The 16,637-nt window shown below is 68.7% G+C and carries 9 protein-coding genes; 3 read left to right on the plus strand and 6 right to left on the minus strand.

The window, feature by feature from the left end:
* Positions 1–389: 389 nt before the first annotated feature.
* From EX88_RS0106675 to EX88_RS0106690, 4 genes are all read right to left on the minus strand, one after another.
* A complete protein-coding gene (locus EX88_RS0106675; RefSeq protein ID WP_031371228.1) occupies positions 390–3,731 on the minus strand; it encodes an ankyrin repeat domain-containing protein in 3,342 nt (1,113 codons plus the stop codon).
* The gene (locus EX88_RS0106680; protein ID WP_031371229.1) at positions 3,724–3,981 is read right to left on the minus strand and encodes a YcgL domain-containing protein; all 258 of its coding nucleotides are present in this window, start codon (positions 3,979–3,981) and stop codon (positions 3,724–3,726) included. Before EX88_RS0106680 ends, EX88_RS0106675 begins: the two co-directional genes overlap by 8 nt.
* A gap of 207 nt (positions 3,982–4,188) precedes the next feature.
* Positions 4,189–5,193 (minus strand): cytochrome d ubiquinol oxidase subunit II, encoded by a 1,005-nt coding sequence (gene cydB / locus EX88_RS0106685; protein ID WP_031371230.1) that lies wholly within the window; start codon positions 5,191–5,193, stop codon positions 4,189–4,191.
* A 63-nt stretch (positions 5,194–5,256) separates the two neighbouring features.
* Positions 5,257–6,657 (minus strand): cytochrome ubiquinol oxidase subunit I, encoded by a 1,401-nt coding sequence (locus tag EX88_RS0106690; RefSeq protein WP_031371231.1) that lies wholly within the window; start codon positions 6,655–6,657, stop codon positions 5,257–5,259.
* A 570-nt stretch (positions 6,658–7,227) separates the two neighbouring features.
* On the opposite strand from EX88_RS0106690, the gene EX88_RS0106695 reads away from it, so the two are divergent.
* Positions 7,228–9,618 carry a S9 family peptidase gene (locus EX88_RS0106695; protein WP_036148228.1) on the plus strand — a complete coding sequence of 797 codons (2,391 nt, stop codon included), beginning with the start codon at positions 7,228–7,230 and terminating at the stop codon, positions 9,616–9,618.
* Between the two features lie 136 nt (positions 9,619–9,754).
* Entirely contained in the window at positions 9,755–10,666 is a 912-nt protein-coding gene (gene hemF, locus EX88_RS0106700; protein WP_031371233.1) for an oxygen-dependent coproporphyrinogen oxidase, read from the plus strand.
* Positions 10,667–10,721: 55 nt separating this feature from the next.
* Here hemF and EX88_RS0106705 read toward each other — a convergent pair whose 3' ends face one another.
* On the minus strand, positions 10,722–11,210 hold the full coding sequence (locus EX88_RS0106705) for a DUF421 domain-containing protein (protein ID WP_031371234.1): 489 nt from the start codon (positions 11,208–11,210) through the stop codon (positions 10,722–10,724).
* A 267-nt stretch (positions 11,211–11,477) separates the two neighbouring features.
* On the opposite strand from EX88_RS0106705, the gene EX88_RS23565 reads away from it, so the two are divergent.
* Complete coding sequence (locus EX88_RS23565; protein WP_152566137.1) at positions 11,478–13,460, plus strand: TonB-dependent receptor domain-containing protein; 1,983 nt, start codon at positions 11,478–11,480, stop codon at positions 13,458–13,460.
* A gap of 377 nt (positions 13,461–13,837) precedes the next feature.
* On the opposite strand, the gene polA is transcribed toward EX88_RS23565, so the two are convergent.
* Positions 13,838–16,609 carry a DNA polymerase I gene (gene polA, locus EX88_RS0106715; RefSeq protein WP_031371235.1) on the minus strand — a complete coding sequence of 924 codons (2,772 nt, stop codon included), beginning with the start codon at positions 16,607–16,609 and terminating at the stop codon, positions 13,838–13,840.
* Positions 16,610–16,637: the final 28 nt, after the last annotated feature.

Below are 16,637 nucleotides of genomic sequence, written 5' to 3' on the forward strand. Positions count from 1 at the left end.
TTTTGGGCTTAGCAAAAGAAAGTAACCCGGCCGCGTCAGCGGACGGAAGCTTTGCTATTGATGTTGCTTCACCGCTCTGTGATAACAAACACCGCAACGGCAAGCCACGCGGTCGCGGCTCGCGCCGCTCCTACCCTGTGGAGTTTCACTTCGATCAATAACGGCGTAGTTGCTGTCTCTGCGCGTTCCGTGGTCGCGGCTTACGCCGCTCCTACAGGGACATCCGCCGATACGAGGCGAGACCGCAGCCACGCGGTCGCGGCTCGCGCCGCTCCTACCCTGTGGAGTTTCGCTTCGATCAGTAACGGCGTAATTGCTGTCTCTGCGCGCCCCGTGGTCGCGGCTCCCGCCGCCCCTACCCCCACAGAAAACCCCTCGCGGCGAACCGCTCAGCCGCCCGGGCCGCGCAGGAAGCGCGCCATCGACACGTTGCTGCCGTTGCCCGGCGCCGGCGGGGTGAACTCGGCGGCGATATCGATGAAGCCGCGCATCACCGCGATCTCGCGCGGGGTGCGGTTGAGGGCATCGCGCATGTCCGGGTTGGCGCCGTGGCGCATCAGGCGCTGCACCACACGCAACAAGCCGTGCAGCGCCGCCAGGTGCAGCGGACCGAAACCGCGCGGGTCCTGCACGTCGAGCGAGGCGTCGTGATCGAGCAACAGTTCCAGGCCGGCGATCAGCACGTCTTCGTCGGCCGCGGTGCCGGGTTCGGCGCGCGCGCCCAGCAGCAACAGTAACGGCGTCGCGCCGGCCGCGGACTGATCGGCATCGACGCCCGCCAGCAGCAAGGTGTCGAACAAGGCCACCAGGCGGCTGCGCTCGCGCGCGGTGAAGCCGAACATCGCGGCGCAATGCAGGGCCATGCGGCCTTGCGCGTCGCGGGCATGGACGTCGGCGCCGGCGGTCAGCAGACGCGCGGCGAGGTCGGTGAGGCCGAGCGCGCAGGCGACCATCAGCACGGTCAGGTCGCCGGGCAGGCGCTGTTCCAGCGAGGCGCCGGCGGCGACCAGGCGGTCGACGATTTCGGCATGGCGCATGCTGACCGCGGCCGACAGCGGGGTCGCACCGGAATGCGCGGCGAGCTGCGGGTCGGCGCCGCGCGCGAGCAGCAGGTCGACGACCGCGCGATGGCCGCCACCGGCGGCGCGCAGCAGCGCAGTGCAGCCCTGGCTGTCGAGCGCATCGACCGGCAGGCCGAGGTCGAGCAGGCGGCGCACCGCATCGGCGTCGCCGACGATGGCCGCGGCCGGGACGTCCTGCGCGTGCAGAGCGCGGCGCGGCAGGGCCCAGCCACGCCAATCCAGCCAGTCGGCCAGATCGCGGCGGCCCGAGGACAGGGCCACGCCGAGCGGGGTCTGGCCGTCGGCGGCGAGCAGGTCGGGCGCGGCGCCGTTGGCGACCAGGCGCTTGAGCATGCTCTCGCGGCCCAACGCGGCGGCCAGGTGCAGGGCGCTCATGCCGTGGCTGTCGCGGGTATTGAGGTCGACGCCGGCGGCGAGCAGGCGTTCGAGCAAACGCGACCAGCCCAAGCGCACCGCGATCGCCAGCGGCGGATCGCCGGCCGGGGTCGGCGAAAACACGTCGGCGCCGCGCTCGATCAGGTCGAGGGCGAACTGCTCCAGGCCGCGGGTGGCCTGATCGCCGGCCGAACAGGTCGCCAGGAAGCGGCCGAGGCCGCCGCGACCGGCCGGCGAGACGCCGTGGCGCAGCAAGGCCTGCAAGGCCGGCATCGCGGCCGGGGTCCGGTCGAGCAGGGCGAACACCACGGTGTCGCCGTTCGTGTCGCGCACGTTGACGTCGGCGCCCTGGCCGAGCAACCAGTCGATGCGTTCGGCCGAGGGGATCTGGCCGTCTTCTTCGTGCAACTGCGCGCCGAGCTCGCTCGGGCTCAGCAACTTGGCCAGGCCGGTCAGTTCGGCGGCGCGGCCTTCGCGTAGGCCGTCGCGCAGCAGCGCGGCCGGCATGCGGTCGACGATCACCCGCTCGCCCTCGCCGTCCTCGCTGTCGCCTTCGCCGCTGACCGCGGCCGGCAAGGGATAGGCGCGGTCGAGCGCGGCCACCAACGACCAGCGGCCGGCCTCGGCGGCGCGGTCGACCGCGCGCTTGCCGTGGCGGTCGCGCAGTTCCGGGTCGATACCGAGGTCGAGCAAGCGCACCACCAGCGGCGGCGAGGCGGTCTCGGCCTGGCAGGCCAGGATCAGGGCGCTGGCGCCGTCGGCATCGAGCGCCGCGGCTTCGGCCACGCCACCCTGCGGCAGGTGTTCGAGCAGGCGTTCGAGCACCGCCGGGCGCGCACCGCGCGCGGCTTCGAGCAGCGGCGTGCGCTGTTGGGTGTCGATCGCGCCGGCATCGGCGCCGGCGGCGAGCAAGGCAGTGACGATATCGAGGTGGCCGGCGAACGCGGCCACGTGCAGGGCGCTGCGGCGCTGAACGTCGCGGGCGTCGATGCGCGCCTTGTGCTTGAGCAGCAATTGCACGCCGGCCGGATCGTCCTCGTCGCCGCCGGCCGCGGCCAGCAGCGCCGGGGCGCCGCCGGGCTGTTCGGTCTTGGCGCCGCGTTCGAGCAGGAACTTGGCCAGGCGCCAGTTGCCGCTGGCGCAGGCCACGCCGAGCGGGGAAAAGCCGTCGTGGTTGACCGGGTCGAGTTCGGCCTGGGCGTCGCGCAACAAGGCGGCGACGCCGGGGTCGGAACTGCGCGCGGCGTGGTGCAGCGGGGTGTTGCCTTCGTGATCGGCCAGGCGCGGGTCGGCGCCGTTGGCGAGCAGGGTCATGACCGCGTCGGGACGGCCGTGCCAGCTGTCGCGGGTGGCGGCCAGCAGCGGGGTCATGCCGGCGGTGGCGGCGTTCAGATCGACGCCGGCGCCGATCAGGGCGCGCAGCAGGCGCAGGTCGGGCAGCACCGCGGCCAGCACCGGCAGGCTGCGGCGGTCGCGATCCTCGGCGGCCGGCAGCACGTTGACGTCGGCGCCGAGTTCGATCAGCTCCAGCGCGCGCTCGACCTTGCCGGCGCGCGCGGCCGCGTACAGGGCCGGCTCCAACGCTTCGTCGTCGCCGAGTTCGTCGACCTGGGTGACGGTGTCGAGTTCCGGGTCGAAATCGACGCCGGGCAGGTAGTCGGCCGGGGCGATCCGCTGCAACAGCACGTGCAGGGCCGGCGAGACCAGGGCGAACACGACCGCCAGGGTCCAGCGCAGGCCATCGCTCAACAGGCCCGGCCAGGCCAGCACCAGGATCAGCCCGACCAGGCCGGCGACGATCGCCGCCACGCCGAGGCCGCGCCAGGCGCCGAGATCGAGATCGGGCAAGCGCGCCCATTGCGGCGCCAGCGCCGCACCTTCGCGCTCGGCCTCCTGCCACAGCGGCCACAGCCGCCACAGCGCCAGCAGCACCAGCCCGGCGACCACGCTCAGGCCCAGCACCGCCAGCAGCGAGCCGCTCTGCAACAACGCGCTCAGCGGCCAGGCCACCAGCACCGCGGTGGCCGCGGTCGCGCCGCCCCACAGCGTCGCCAGCACCGGCCATTCGCTGCGCCACTGCGGCGCGGCGTCGCGCCGCTGCCACAGGCGCGCGGCGATCGCGAACGCCGGCTGCGCCAGCGCGCCGCCGATCAGCGCCGCCAACGCACCGCCGACGCTGCCGCCGAAACCGGTCGCCAGGGCCAGCACCAGGCCGGCGGCGAGCGCAAGGGCGAGATCGCGGGACGGGGCGCGCGGAGTCTGGGCGTCAGGCATCGGGTGTCCGCGCCTCCTCGAGGGCCGGCGGGAACTGGAGATGGAAACCGCGCAGGCGCAGATTCTCCCGGACCGCCGCGGCATCGGCGCGGGCGAGTTTGCGTTCCGGGGTCAGCGCGGTTTCGAGCACGAATTGCAGGGTGCCCAGTTGATCGCGGACAGCGTCGGGCAAACGGGCGAAATCGTCGCGCTCGCTCAAAAACACATAGGTGTCTGCCTTGCGGAGACTTTTGTAAACGTAGGCTTGCATTAGGGCGGGCGGGTACGGCCGGGGGACGGGTTTTTCTGCGCCGCAGATGTGATGTACAGCATACCCGCCCGTCCGGGTGTCGCGAACCTGGGCGTTCAGCGCCAGGCGCAAGCCGAAGTGTTAGGACCGCCCCGTCGACGATCCAGTCGTGCGGACGGCGGCCCCGATGGGCAGCGTCCCGGTCCTATCTGCGAACGCCGGGCCGCATCAATGATACCCGGCGTCGGCGGCGATCTTGCCGCGGAACACGCGATACGACCAATACGTGTAGCCCAGGATCGCCGGCAGCAGCACCACCAGCCCGGCCAGCACGAAGCCCTGCGACGACGGCGGCGAGGCCGCATCCCAGATCGACAGCCCCGGCACGATGTTCGGCCAGATCCCCAGCACCAGGCCGAGGAAGCCGAGCACGAAGAACAACAAGGCGTAGACGAAAGGCTGGGCGTCGTTGCCCTCGCGCATCACCGCGCGCCACAGGGCATAAGCGTTGCCGATCACCAGCAGCGGCACCGGGAACAGCCAGTAGAAATTCCCGCCCTCGAACCAGCGCGCCATGATCCGCGAATCCAGGAACGGCAGCCAGGCGCTGACCAGACCGATGAACACCGCCACCACCAACACCAGCGGCCGCGCCAGGGTGCGGGCGATCTGCTGCATGCGGCCGTCGGTCTTGAGGATCAGCCAGGTCGAACCGAGCAGCGCATAACCGAACACCACCGCCGCGCCGGTCAGCATCGAGAACGGGCTGAACCAGTCGAACACGCCGCCGACGTACTTGCCTTCCTGCATCGGCATGCCCTCGACGATCGCGCCGAGGATCAAGCCTTGCGCGAAGGCGCAGAAGATCGAGCCCAGCGCGAACGCCGCGCCCCAGGCCGGCTTGGCGCGCCGCGCCTTGAACCGGAACTCGAAGGCGACGCCGCGGAACACCAGCGCAATCAGCATCAGCAACACCGGCAAGTACAGCGCCGACAGCACCAGCGCATACGCCTTCGGGAACGCGGCAAGCAGGCCGGCGCCGCCGAGCACCAGCCAGGTTTCGTTGCCGTCCCAGATCGGCGCGGCGGTATTCATCATGTGATCGAGCTGGCCTTCGTCCTCGGCGAACGGCGCCAGGATGCCGAGGCCGAGCACGAAACCGTCGAGCAACACGTACATCAGCACGCCGAAGCCGATCACGCCGAACCAGATCACGGGCAGCCAGTATTCCATCGTCCTACTCCATCGTGCTTTGCATGAGCGCGCGCGGCCTCGCCGGCGCGCACCGGGCCGCGCCTAGGCGCCGGCTTCGCTGGATTCGTCCGGCAACGACAACGGCCGCGCCGGGGTCTTCTCGCCCTGCTCGCTGCGCGGTGGCGGTTCGTGCGGATGCGGGCCCTTGCGGATCAGCTTGACCAGATAGCCGATGCCGGCGCCGAACACGACGAAATAGACCACCGCGAACACGATCAGCGAGGTCATCACGCTGGCCGCCGCGATCGGGCTGACCGCATCGGCGGTGCGCAACAAGCCGTAGATCACGTAGGGCTGGCGGCCGATCTCGACCACGTACCAACCCGACAGCAAGGCGACGAAACCGCTCAGGGTCAGCACGCGCCAGCCCCACAGCGCCGCGCGCGATTGGTACAAACGCCCGCGCCACCACTGCCACAGCGAGAACAGCACCAGCAGCAGCATCGCCACGCCGAGCCCGACCATGATGCGGAAGGCGTAGAACACCGGTTTCACCGGAGGCCGTTCGCTGGCCGGGACCGACTTCAGCGGCTGGATGTCGCCGTCGAGGGTGTGGGTGAGGATCAGGCTGCCGAGCTTCGGCACCGCGATTTCGAAGTCGTTGCGTTCGGCCTTTTCGTTCGGCACCGCGAACAGGATCAGCGGCACGCCTTCGCCGGGCGCGCCCGACTCCCAGTGCGCCTCCATCGCCGCGACCTTGATCGGTTGGTGCTCGCGCACGTTCAAACCGTGCAGGTCGCCGACGAAGACCTGCGCCGGCACGGTGATCGCGGCGAAGATCACCGCTGCTTTGAGCATGCGCTTGCCGGCTTCGACGTGCACACCGCGCAGCAGATACGACGCGGCGACGCCGCCGATCACGAAGCAGGTGGTGATGAAGGCCGCCAGCACCATGTGCGCGAGGCGGTACGGGAACGAGGGGTTGAAGACGATCGCCCACCAGCTGTCGGGTTCGAACACGCCTTCGACGATCTTGTAGCCGGCCGGCGTCTGCATCCAGCTGTTGGCCGAGATGATCCAGAACGTCGAAATCAGCGTGCCCAGCGCGACCATGCAGGTGGCGAGGAAATGCATGCGTTCCTTGACCCGGCTCCAGCCGAACAGCATCACGCCGAGGAAGGTCGCTTCGAGGAAGAACGCGGTCAGCACCTCGTAGGACAGCAGCGGACCGAGGATGTTGCCGGCCTGTTCGCTGAGCACCGCCCAGTTGGTGCCGAACTGGAAGCTCATGACGATGCCCGAGACCACGCCCATGCCGAACGACACAGCGAAGACCTTGGTCCAGAAGAAATACAGATCGCGCCAGAGCGTGTCGCGGGTGCGCAGCCAACGCCATTCGACGAAGGCCAGCCAACTGGCCAGGCCGATGGTGAAGGCCGGGAACAGGATGTGGAACGAGATCACGAAGCCGAACTGGATACGCGACAGCAGCAGGGCGTCCACGTGTATTGCCTCCACGGCGCCATACAGTGCGCCGGCCTGTTCATCTTGCGCCGCAGCGTGGGCGCGGTAAACGCGGATTACGGCGATTTCGTCGAATCACATAAACCGCAAAGACGTGATCGCGACGTGTTGATGCGATCCGGGTACGGCGGCGCTGGCCACTGGCGACCGCGGCAAGAGCGCGTCGCCTCAAGGCCTCGATGAGATCGCGAACGCGCCTGCCGGGCCCGGGACTGCATCACGAAACCGCCCGAATCCGGCCGGCCTCGTGCGACAAAATGCGACACGCGGCCATGACGGACGCGTGGCCCCTGCGAAGGGCGATCCGCGCCGGTGCGGCGACGCGAACGGCAATCTTTGCCGGCGCGGCGACGCGCCGGGGCCGGTTTCGGCAAAGCCGGCGAGCGGGCTCGGACAAGCCGCGAGAACGGGCCCGCCACGCCGCCGCCGATTCATCGGCCGCGACCCTCGCCGGACCGGCGATCATAGGCCTGGGCATGACCAACGGCCGGCCCGTCGGACGCTATCCGGCTGCTACCCTGCGCGGACTTTTGTCCCAGAGCCCGCTCGATGCGCCTTTCCTTCGTCACGCTCGCCGCGCTGCCTTGCGCGCTGTTCGCCTCCGCCGCCTTCGCCCAGGCCGCCGCGCCGCTGACCCTGGCCGACACCATGGCCAACCCGGACTGGATCGGAGCCCCGGTCGAACGCGCCTGGTGGAGTTGGGACGGCCAGCGCGTGCAGTACCAGCTCAAGCGCGACGACTCGATCATCCGCGACACCTGGCAGGTCGGCGTCGCCGGCGGCACGCCGCTGCGGCTCGACGGCGCCGCGCGCAACGATCTCGACGGCGCCAATCCGGCCTACGACGCCCAGCGCACGCGCATGGCCTTCGTGCGTAACGGCGACATCTTCGTGCGCGACCTGCGCAGCGGCGCGCTGACCCAGGTCACCCGCAGCAACGACACCGAGTCGCGGCCGCAGTGGAGCCGCGACGGCAACCTGGTATTCCGCGTCGACAACCAGTGGTACCAGTGGCGTGCCGGCCAGGGCCTCAGCCAGACCGCCCAGGTCCGTGCCGAGAACGACCCGGCCAAGGCGCCGAAAGCCGACGACCTGCGCGAACGCCAGCTCGCCATGCTGCAGACCCTGCGCGAGGACCGCGCCCAGCGCGAAGCCGCGCGCGAGCAGGACGACGCCTGGCGCCGCAGCGACGGCAGCCGCGCGCCGAAGCCGACCTATCTCGGCGACGACGTCGAGATCGTCGACAGCGCGCTGTCGCCCGATGCGCGCTGGCTGCTCGTCGTCACCCAGGCCAAGAAGGGCGATGCCGGCGCCGCCGGCAAGATGCCCAAGTACGTGACCGAGTCGGGCTACGAGGAATTCGAGGAAGTGCGCACCCGCGTCGGCCGCAACGAACCGCTGCCGCAGAAGCTGTGGCTGGTCGACGTTGCCAACGCCAAGGCCAGCGAACTCAAGTTCGGCGGCCTGCCCGGCATCGGCGAGGACCCGCTCGCGGCGCTGCGCAAGGCCGCCAAGAAGGACCCGCTGAAGGGCGAGCGCCCGGTCCGCATCGAGACCGACGGCGACGGCAGCGGCGTCTCGATCCGCTGGAGCGACGACGGCCGCCAGGCCGCGGTGCTGGTGCGCGCGATCGATAACAAGGACCGCTGGCTGGCCTCGGTCGACCTCGGCAAGGCCGCGCTGCAGCCCCGCCACCGCCTCACCGATGCGGCCTGGATCGGCTGGAACTTCAACGATTTCGGCTGGCTGCCCGACACCGGCAAGGGCGACGACGACCTGTGGCTGCTGTCGGAACAGAGCGGCTACTCGCACCTGTACGTCGCCAGCGGCGGCGGCGCGCCGCGCGCGATCACCTCCGGCCGCTGGGAAGTCTCCGAGCCGGAATTGAGCGCCGACGGCAAGACCTTCTTCTTCCTGTGCAACCGCAAGTGGCCCGGCGACTACGAAGTCTGCGCGGTCGACCGCAACGGCGGCGCGGTGCGCGAAGTGACCGCGCTCGACGGCGTCGAAAACTTCATGCTCTCGCCCGACGGCCGCAAGGTGCTGGTGCGCCATTCCGACAGCTACACCCCGCCGCAGCTCGCCGTGGTCGACAGCAGCGGCGAGAACACCGTCGCCCTGACCGACACGCGCAAGCCGGGCTTTCGCGAACGCGAGTGGATCCAGCCCGAGTACGTGCAGGTGCCGTCCAAGCACGGCGCCGGCACCGTCTGGGGCAAGTTCTACGGGCCGAAGAATTACGAGCCGGGCAAGAAGTACCCGATCGTGATGTTCGTGCACGGCGCCGGCTACCTGCAGAACGTCAGCGCGCGCTACCCGAACTACTTCCGCGAGCAGATGTTCCACAACCTGCTGGTCCAGGAAGGCTATGTCGTGCTCGATCTCGACTACCGCGCCTCCGAAGGCTACGGCCGCGACTGGCGCACCGCGATCTACCGGCAGATGGGCCACCCGGAACTCGAGGATTATCTGGACGGCCTGGAATGGCTGATCGCCAACAAGCAGGGCGACCGCGACCGCGCCGGCATCTACGGCGGCTCCTACGGCGGCTTCATGACCTTCATGGCCCTGTTCCGCGAACCCGGCACCTTCAAGGCCGGCGCCGCGTTGCGCCCGGTCGCCGACTGGTCGCAGTACAACCACGAATACACCTCGAACATCCTCAACACCCCCGAGCTCGACCCGGAGGCCTACAAGAAGTCCTCGCCGATCGAATACGCCAGCGGCCTCAAGGATCACCTGCTGATCGCCCACGGCATGATCGACGACAACGTGTTCTTCAAGGACTCGGTGATGCTGAGCCAGCGCCTGATCGAGCTGCGCAAGGACAAGTGGGAACTCGCGCCCTACCCGATGGAGCGCCACAGCTTCGTGCGCGCCGACTCGTGGTACGACGAGTACCGCCGCATCCACGAGCTGTTCAATCGCACGTTGAAGTAGCGCGGCCGGCGCGGGTCGTCGCCACGACCCGCGCCCGCGCCGGCGGCCGCATCCGACCGTCACGGCCAATGGCCGGCTCGCAGCCTCGGGCAATCTGTCCAAGGCTTATCGCGCCCGGGCCCACTACAATGGGCCCATGAACGATTTCGACCGCGTACGCGAGTATCTCTCCGGCCTGCAGGACCGCCTGTGCGCCGCCATCGAACAAGCCGACGGCGGCGCGCGCTTCGCCGAGGACCTGTGGCAACGCGCCGAGGGCGGCGGCGGACGCACCCGTATCCTGCGCGGCGGCAAGGTCTTCGAGCAGGCCGGGATCGGCTTCTCCGACGTCTCCGGCACCACCCTGCCGCCGTCGGCGACCGCGGCGCGCCCCGAGCTCGCCGGCGCCTCGTGGCGTGCGGTCGGGGTGTCGCTGGTGTTCCACCCGCACAACCCCTATCTGCCGACCACCCACGCCAACGTGCGCCACTTCCGCGCCATGCGCGACGGCGAGACCGTGGCCTGGTGGTTCGGCGGCGGTTTCGACCTGACCCCGTTCTATCCCTTCGACGAAGACGTGCGCCACTGGCATCGCACCGCACGCGAACTGTGCGAGCCGTTCGGCGGCGACGAACGCTATCGGGCGCACAAGCGCTGGTGCGACGAGTATTTCTTTCTCAAGCACCGCAACGAGACCCGCGGCGTCGGCGGCTTGTTCTTCGACGACCTGCACGGCGACTTCGAACGCGACTTCGCCTATCAGCGCGCCGTCGGCGACGGTTTCCTCGACGCCTACCTGCCGCTGGTCGAACGCCGCAAGGACATGGCTTACGGCGAGCGCGAGCGGCAGTTCCAGCTGTATCGCCGCGGCCGCTACGTCGAATTCAACCTGGTGTTCGACCGCGGCACCTTGTTCGGCCTGCAGTCGGGCGGACGCACCGAGTCGATCCTGATGAGCCTGCCGCCGCTGGTGCGTTGGGAATACGGCTACACGCCGGAAGCCGAGAGCGACGAAGCGCGGCTGGCCACGTATCTGGTGCCGCGCGATTGGCTTGGGAGCGAGGAGTGAGCGCAAAGGAGTGAGGAGCGAGTAAAACCGCCGCACTCTCGCCTCTACCAACTACTCACAACTGGTTACTCGTTCCTCGCTTCAAAATCGTGATGTGGCCGTTGGTCTCCAGCATCGCCACCGCGATGTCGTCGATCTGCGCGCAATCGTTCTCGCGCATCGCCTTGTCGAAATCCGCGCGGCTGACCAGTTCGCGGCGCAGCACGTCGCGGAACACGTGGCCGTCGCGCGCGAGCACCACCGGCACGCCTTCGAGCACGCGTTCGATGCGGTCGTTGCGCGAGGCGATATAGCCCACGCCCCAGTTCAACAGCATCAAGGTCGCCGCCAGGATCAGGCCGCCGCCGACCGAGGTGTCGGTGCCGAGCAAGGCGTTCTGCACGGCATTGCCGAGCAACACGATCAGCAGCATGTCGAACGAGGTGAACTGGCCCATCGTGCGTTTGCCCGACAGCCGGATCATGGCCAGCAAGACGAAATAGACGATGCAGGCGCGCACCAGGTATTGCCACCAGGGCATCGACAGATCGAAGGCGTCGGTCATGAACTCGGCTCCGGCAAGGCGAGGCCCGATTGTGGCCCGACCGGCCGTGCATCGGGCGTCATAGCCGGCGACAGGGCGCGACAGCCGGCGCGAATCCACACTTGTTGATCATGATTCGCATTTGCATCCTGGAGACGAGGACCGCAGAATGCGCAGGCTTCGCCCGCCCGGGGTTCTCCAGCCAGCGCGAAGCCTTCCCTATCCAGCGTCCGCCTGCGCCGTTCCGGCCGCAGGCGTTTGCGCGCCTATCCGAAGGAACGCCGCCTCATGTCCGCTCCGTCTTCGCGTCTGCTGTCCGGTCTGGCCCTGTTGGCCTGCGCCCCGCTCGCCCATGCCGCCGAGAGCGGCGACGCGGCGCGCACCCTGGACTCGATCACCGTCGTCGCCGAACGCGAGCCGGGCAATTTCGATCTCGATCGCGGCGAGATCGAGCTGAGCCAAGCCTCCGACCTCAGCGACCTGTTGTCGAACGAATCCGGTGTCGCCGTCGGCGGCGGCTCGCCGGTCGCGCAGAAGATCTACGTGCGCGGCTTCGAAGACACCATGCTCAACGTCACCATCGACGGCGCACAGGAGCCGGCCGAGTTGTATCACCACCAGACCCGGGTGCAGATCGAGCCGGAGTTCATCAAGTCGATCGAACTCGATGCCGGCGCCGGTGCGGCCACCGGCGGCGCCGGCGCGCTGACCGGCGCGTTGCGCGTGCGCACCCGCGACGCCTTCGACCTGCTGCGCCCCGGCCAGGACGCCGGATTCCTGGTCAAGGCCGCGGCCGGCCTCAACGGCGGCAACAGCTACAAGGGCGTGATGGCCGGCTACGGCCGCCTGTCCGACGGGCTCGGCGTGCTCGCCACCTACGTCTATCAGGACGGCGGCGATTACGACGACGGCCACGGCGACCGGGTCAAGCCGACCGCCTACCGGCACGAACGCGCCCAGTTCAAGCTCAGCGGCCTGTTCGATGCGCACAGCTTCGACCTGTCGGCCGAACACCTCGACGACACCGGCACGTTTTACGAACGCCCGCACATGACCAACTTCAGCGGTCGTTTCGTCCTGTCGGATCACCAGATGCGCCGCGACACGGTGTCCTACGAGCACCGTTACGACCCCGACAGCGACGCACTGAACCTGCGCCTCAACGCCTACCGCACCCGCAGCGAATACCAGAACCGCCGCAACACCACCGGCCTGCTCTACAGCGCCGGCGAACAGACCAGCACCGGCCTGGACCTGCGCAACACCGCGCTGTGGCAGTCGTTATCGCTGACCTACGGCCTGGACTACCGCAGCGACCGCCTGCATGCGCGCCAGCAGGCCACGCCGCCGCCGTTCTGGGGCCGCACCGAACAGACCGCGCGCGTGTTCGGCGCCTACGCCCAGGGCGACTGGGACGTGTCGCCGCAATGGAAGCTCTCGGCCGGCCTGCGTTACGACGATTACCGCCACAGGGGCGTGTCCGGCGTCAGCGCCGGCGCCTCCAACGATGCAGACAAGCTCAGCCCGAACCTGTCGATCGCGTGGACGCCGATCGAACCATTGACCTTCCGCCTGGCCTATTCGGAAGCCTTCCGCGGCGTGACCATCCGCGAAGCCTTCTTCAGCGCGCTCTACACCCACCGCGGCGATCTCGAAGGCGAACGCGCCGACAACCTCGAATTCGGCGTGTCCTGGGAGCGCAACGGTTACTTCGCCCGCGCCACCGCCTTCCGCCAGAACATCGAGCACTACATCTCGGCGGTGTATTCGGGCCAGGCCGCCTGGGGCTACTGGGAGAATATCGGCGACGCCAAGGTCGAAGGCTACGAGGCCGAGATCGGCAAGCGCTGGCAGCGCATGGGCGTGAGCGTCGGCGTGTGGCAGTCGGACAACAGCTTCGAGGACCGCCCGCTCAACGATGCGGACCTCGGCCTGGGCACCAGCATCGGCCGCACCTGGACCGCGCGCTACGACTGGCAGCCCGCATCCGGACAGGCCGACTACGCGGTGCGCGCGCGCCTGGTCGAGGACGAACGCAACAGCATCGCCGCCGATGCGCCCGACAAGCCGGGCTACGCCGTGGTCGACCTGATGGCGAACTGGAATCTGCTCGGCGACGATCGCCTGAAACTCGGCGCGGCGGTCAACAATCTGTTCGATCGTTTTTATTACGACCACGGCACTTACGGTTATCAGGCCGGTTCGAAAAGTTATATCGGTTTCCCGTCGCCGGGTCGCGAACTGTCGTTGTCGCTGACGTATCGATTCTGAAGATGCATCGATTCCGAGGCGGCGCGCTGCATACACATCGGTGATTAATAGCGCAGATAGCGACGACGCCCGGCGTCGCCCGCGAAACGCAGGCCTGGCCTACGTTAAGCATGTTCAGTAAACTTTCTGTCGCGCAAATAAAAAGCCCCGCAGGCAGGGGGGGCCGGCGGGGCTGGTGGAGCGTGACCTGGGGAGGGGTCGTTCGCTCCGGGGGATCACTCCAGGGGAGGGAGAGATCAGCGACAGACGTTGCATCTGTCGCGACCTATATGACCATCCCGCACATGGATAGTTCGTGAAGATGGGAGTTAATAAATTGTTGGATTCAGGACTGATTCATTAAACCAATTCCAGCAAAATCAATGGTTTCCGCATAATCAATGCGCTTCGTCCCAATTAATTCCGACCCCGCTGTCGACGACCAACGGCACCCTCAGGCTGGCCGCCCCCGCCATCCGGCGTGAAGCCTCGCCGACCAGGGTGTCGACGAAATCGGCTTCGACCTCGAATACCAGTTCGTCGTGCACCTGCAGGATCATCTTCGCGCGGGAGGCATGCGACGCCAACCAGGCGTCGATGTCGATCATCGCTCGCTTGATGATGTCGGCCGCGGTGCCCTGCATCGGCGCATTGATCGCCGCGCGTTCGGCGCCCGCGCGCAAGCCCTGGTTGGTGGCCTTGATGTTCTCCAGATACAGGCGCCGGCCGAACACCGTCTCGACGTAGCCGCGATCGCGCGCATCCTGGCGGGTGCGCTCCATGAAGTCGCGCACGCCGGGATAGCGGCTGAAATACAGGGCGATGTAATCCTGCGCTTCGCCGCGGCCGATGCCGAGCTGGCGCGCCAGACCGAACGCGCTCATGCCGTACATCAGGCCGAAGTTGATCGCCTTGGCGGCGCGGCGTTCGTTGCCGCTGACCTCGTCGAGCGATTTCTTGCCGAACACTTCGGCCGCGGTCGCGCGGTGCACGTCGGCGCCGGACTCGAACGCGCGCACCAGGCCGACGTCCTCGGACAGGTGCGCCATGATGCGCAGCTCGATCTGCGAATAGTCGCAGGCGACCAGGCGCCGGCCTTCGGGCGCGACGAAGGCGCGGCGGATGCGGCGGCCGTCGTCGGTGCGGATCGGGATGTTCTGCAGGTTCGGGTCGCTCGACGCCAGGCGCCCGGTCGCGGCGCCGGCCTGGTGATAGCTGGTGTGCACGCGCCCGGTGTCCGGGTTGACCATCTCCGACAGCTTGTCGGTGTAGGTGCTGCGCAGTTTCGCCAGGCCGCGGTATTCGAGGATCACCCGCGGCAGCTCGTGCTGGTCGGCGATCGCTTCGAGCGCCTCTTCGTTCGTGCTCGGCTGCCCGGTCGGCGTCTTCACCAGCACCGGCAGCTTCAACTCGTCGAACAACAAGGCCTGCAACTGCTTCGGCGAATCCAGGTTGAAGGTGCGCCCGGCCAGCTCGGTGGCCTTGATCTGCGCGTCGAGCATGCGCTTGCCGAGGTCCTGCGATTGCCGGCGCAGCTCGTCGCCGTCGATCATCACGCCGTTGGCCTCGATGCGTTCGAGCACCGGCACCAGCGGCATTTCGATTTCGCGGTAGACGCGTTCGAGCCCCGGTTCGGCGGCGAGGCGCGCGCCGAGCACGCGGTGCAGACGCAGGGTCACGTCGGCGTCCTCGGCGGCATAGCGGGTGGCGTCGTCGATGGCGACCTGCGAGAACGCGATCGCCTTGGCGCCCTTGCCGGCGACGTCGGCATATTTGATGGTGTCGTAGCCGAGGTAACGCTTGGCCAGCGAATCCATGTCGTGGCGGCTGGCGGTGGCGTTGTAGACGAAGCTCTCGAGCATGGTGTCGTCGGCATAGCCGAGCAAGTCGATGCCGTGCCGGCGCAGGATGTGCAGGTCGTACTTGCCGTGCTGGCCGAGCTTGCGCCGCGCCGGATCGGTCAGCGCAGGCCGCAGCGCGTCGAGCACCGCGGCGCGGTCGAGCTGGGCCGGCGCGCCCGGGTAGTCGTGGCCGAGCGGGATGTAGACCGCGCGGCCGGTCTCGGTGGCGAAGCTCAGGCCGACCAGGTTGGCGCGCATCGGGTCGAGCGAATCGGTCTCGCTGTCGAAGGCGAACTCGTCGGCCGACTGCAGCGCCGCGATCAGCGCGTCGAGCTGCGCTTGGGTGGTCACCGCCTCGTACTCGCCCTTGGCCGACAGGGCCGCATCCGGATTCTCAGCGCTCGCCGAGGCGCGCGCGTGGCCCGCCGCGGTCGCGCGCAAGCCGGCGCGGTCGGCGGCGAGTTCGTTGGCGGCCGCATTGGCGCCGCCTTCGAGCTCGCGCAGCGCCTGCTTGAAGCCGTAACGCGCATACAAGGTGCGCAGCGCCTCGGCATCGCGCTCGCGCAGGGCCAACTGCTCGGGGCTGCGGTCGAGTGCGACGTCGGTCTTGATCGTGGTCAGCTGGCGGTTGAGCGGCAGACGGCCGAGCGCGGCGCGCAGGTTGTCGCCGATCTTGCCCTTGATATCGCCGGCGTGGGCGATGACGTTTTCCAGGGTGCCGTACTCGCCGAGCCACTTTGCCGCGGTCTTGGGCCCGCATTTGTCGACGCCGGGGACGTTGTCGACGCTGTCGCCCATCAGCGAGAGCAGGTCGATGATCTGGTTGGGCTGCACGCCGAACTTGGCGAACACCGCCTCGTCCGAATCCATGCGGCTGCCGCTCATGGTGTTGACCAGGGCCACGCCCGGGCGCACCAGTTGGGCGAAGTCCTTGTCGCCGGTCGAGATGGTCACGTCGATGCCTGCGTTCGCGGCCTGCAGCGCCAGCGTGCCGATCACGTCGTCGGCCTCGACCCCGTCGACGCGCAGGATCGGCAGGCCCAGCGCTTCGACGATCGCGCACATCGGCAGCACCTGAGCGCGCAGGTCGTCCGGCATCGGCGGGCGGTTGGCCTTGTACTGCGGGTCGAGGTCGTCGCGGAAAGTCTTACCCGGCGCGTCGACGACGAAGGCCACGTAGTCGGGCCGTTCGTTCAAGGTCGAGCGCAGCATGTTGACCACGCCGAACAATGCGCCGGTGGGTTCGCCGGCGTCGTTGCTCAGCGGCGGCAGCGCATGGAAGGCGCGGTAGAGGTAGCTGGAACCATCGATCAGGACGAGTCTTTTCATGCCGGCGATTCTACGCTGCCCCATCGCC

The sequence above is a fragment of the Lysobacter antibioticus genome, from assembly GCF_000731095.1.
In the GTDB taxonomy this organism is placed as follows: Bacteria; Pseudomonadota; Gammaproteobacteria; order Xanthomonadales; family Xanthomonadaceae; genus Lysobacter; species Lysobacter antibioticus_B.

Excerpts from the sequence above, each read along its gene's own strand:
- EX88_RS0106675 (WP_031371228.1), bottom strand. The coding sequence starts at position 3,731 with ATGCCTGACGCCCAGACTCCGCGCGCCCCGTCCCGCGATCTCGCCCTT.
- EX88_RS0106680 (WP_031371229.1), bottom strand. The coding sequence starts at position 3,981 with ATGCAAGCCTACGTTTACAAAAGTCTCCGCAAGGCAGACACCTATGTG.
- cydB (WP_031371230.1), bottom strand. The coding sequence starts at position 5,193 with ATGGAATACTGGCTGCCCGTGATCTGGTTCGGCGTGATCGGCTTCGGC.
- EX88_RS0106695 (WP_036148228.1), top strand. The coding sequence starts at position 7,228 with ATGCGCCTTTCCTTCGTCACGCTCGCCGCGCTGCCTTGCGCGCTGTTC.
- hemF (WP_031371233.1), top strand. The coding sequence starts at position 9,755 with ATGAACGATTTCGACCGCGTACGCGAGTATCTCTCCGGCCTGCAGGAC.
- EX88_RS0106705 (WP_031371234.1), bottom strand. The coding sequence starts at position 11,210 with ATGACCGACGCCTTCGATCTGTCGATGCCCTGGTGGCAATACCTGGTG.
- EX88_RS23565 (WP_152566137.1), top strand. The coding sequence starts at position 11,478 with ATGTCCGCTCCGTCTTCGCGTCTGCTGTCCGGTCTGGCCCTGTTGGCC.
- polA (WP_031371235.1), bottom strand. The coding sequence starts at position 16,609 with ATGAAAAGACTCGTCCTGATCGATGGTTCCAGCTACCTCTACCGCGCC.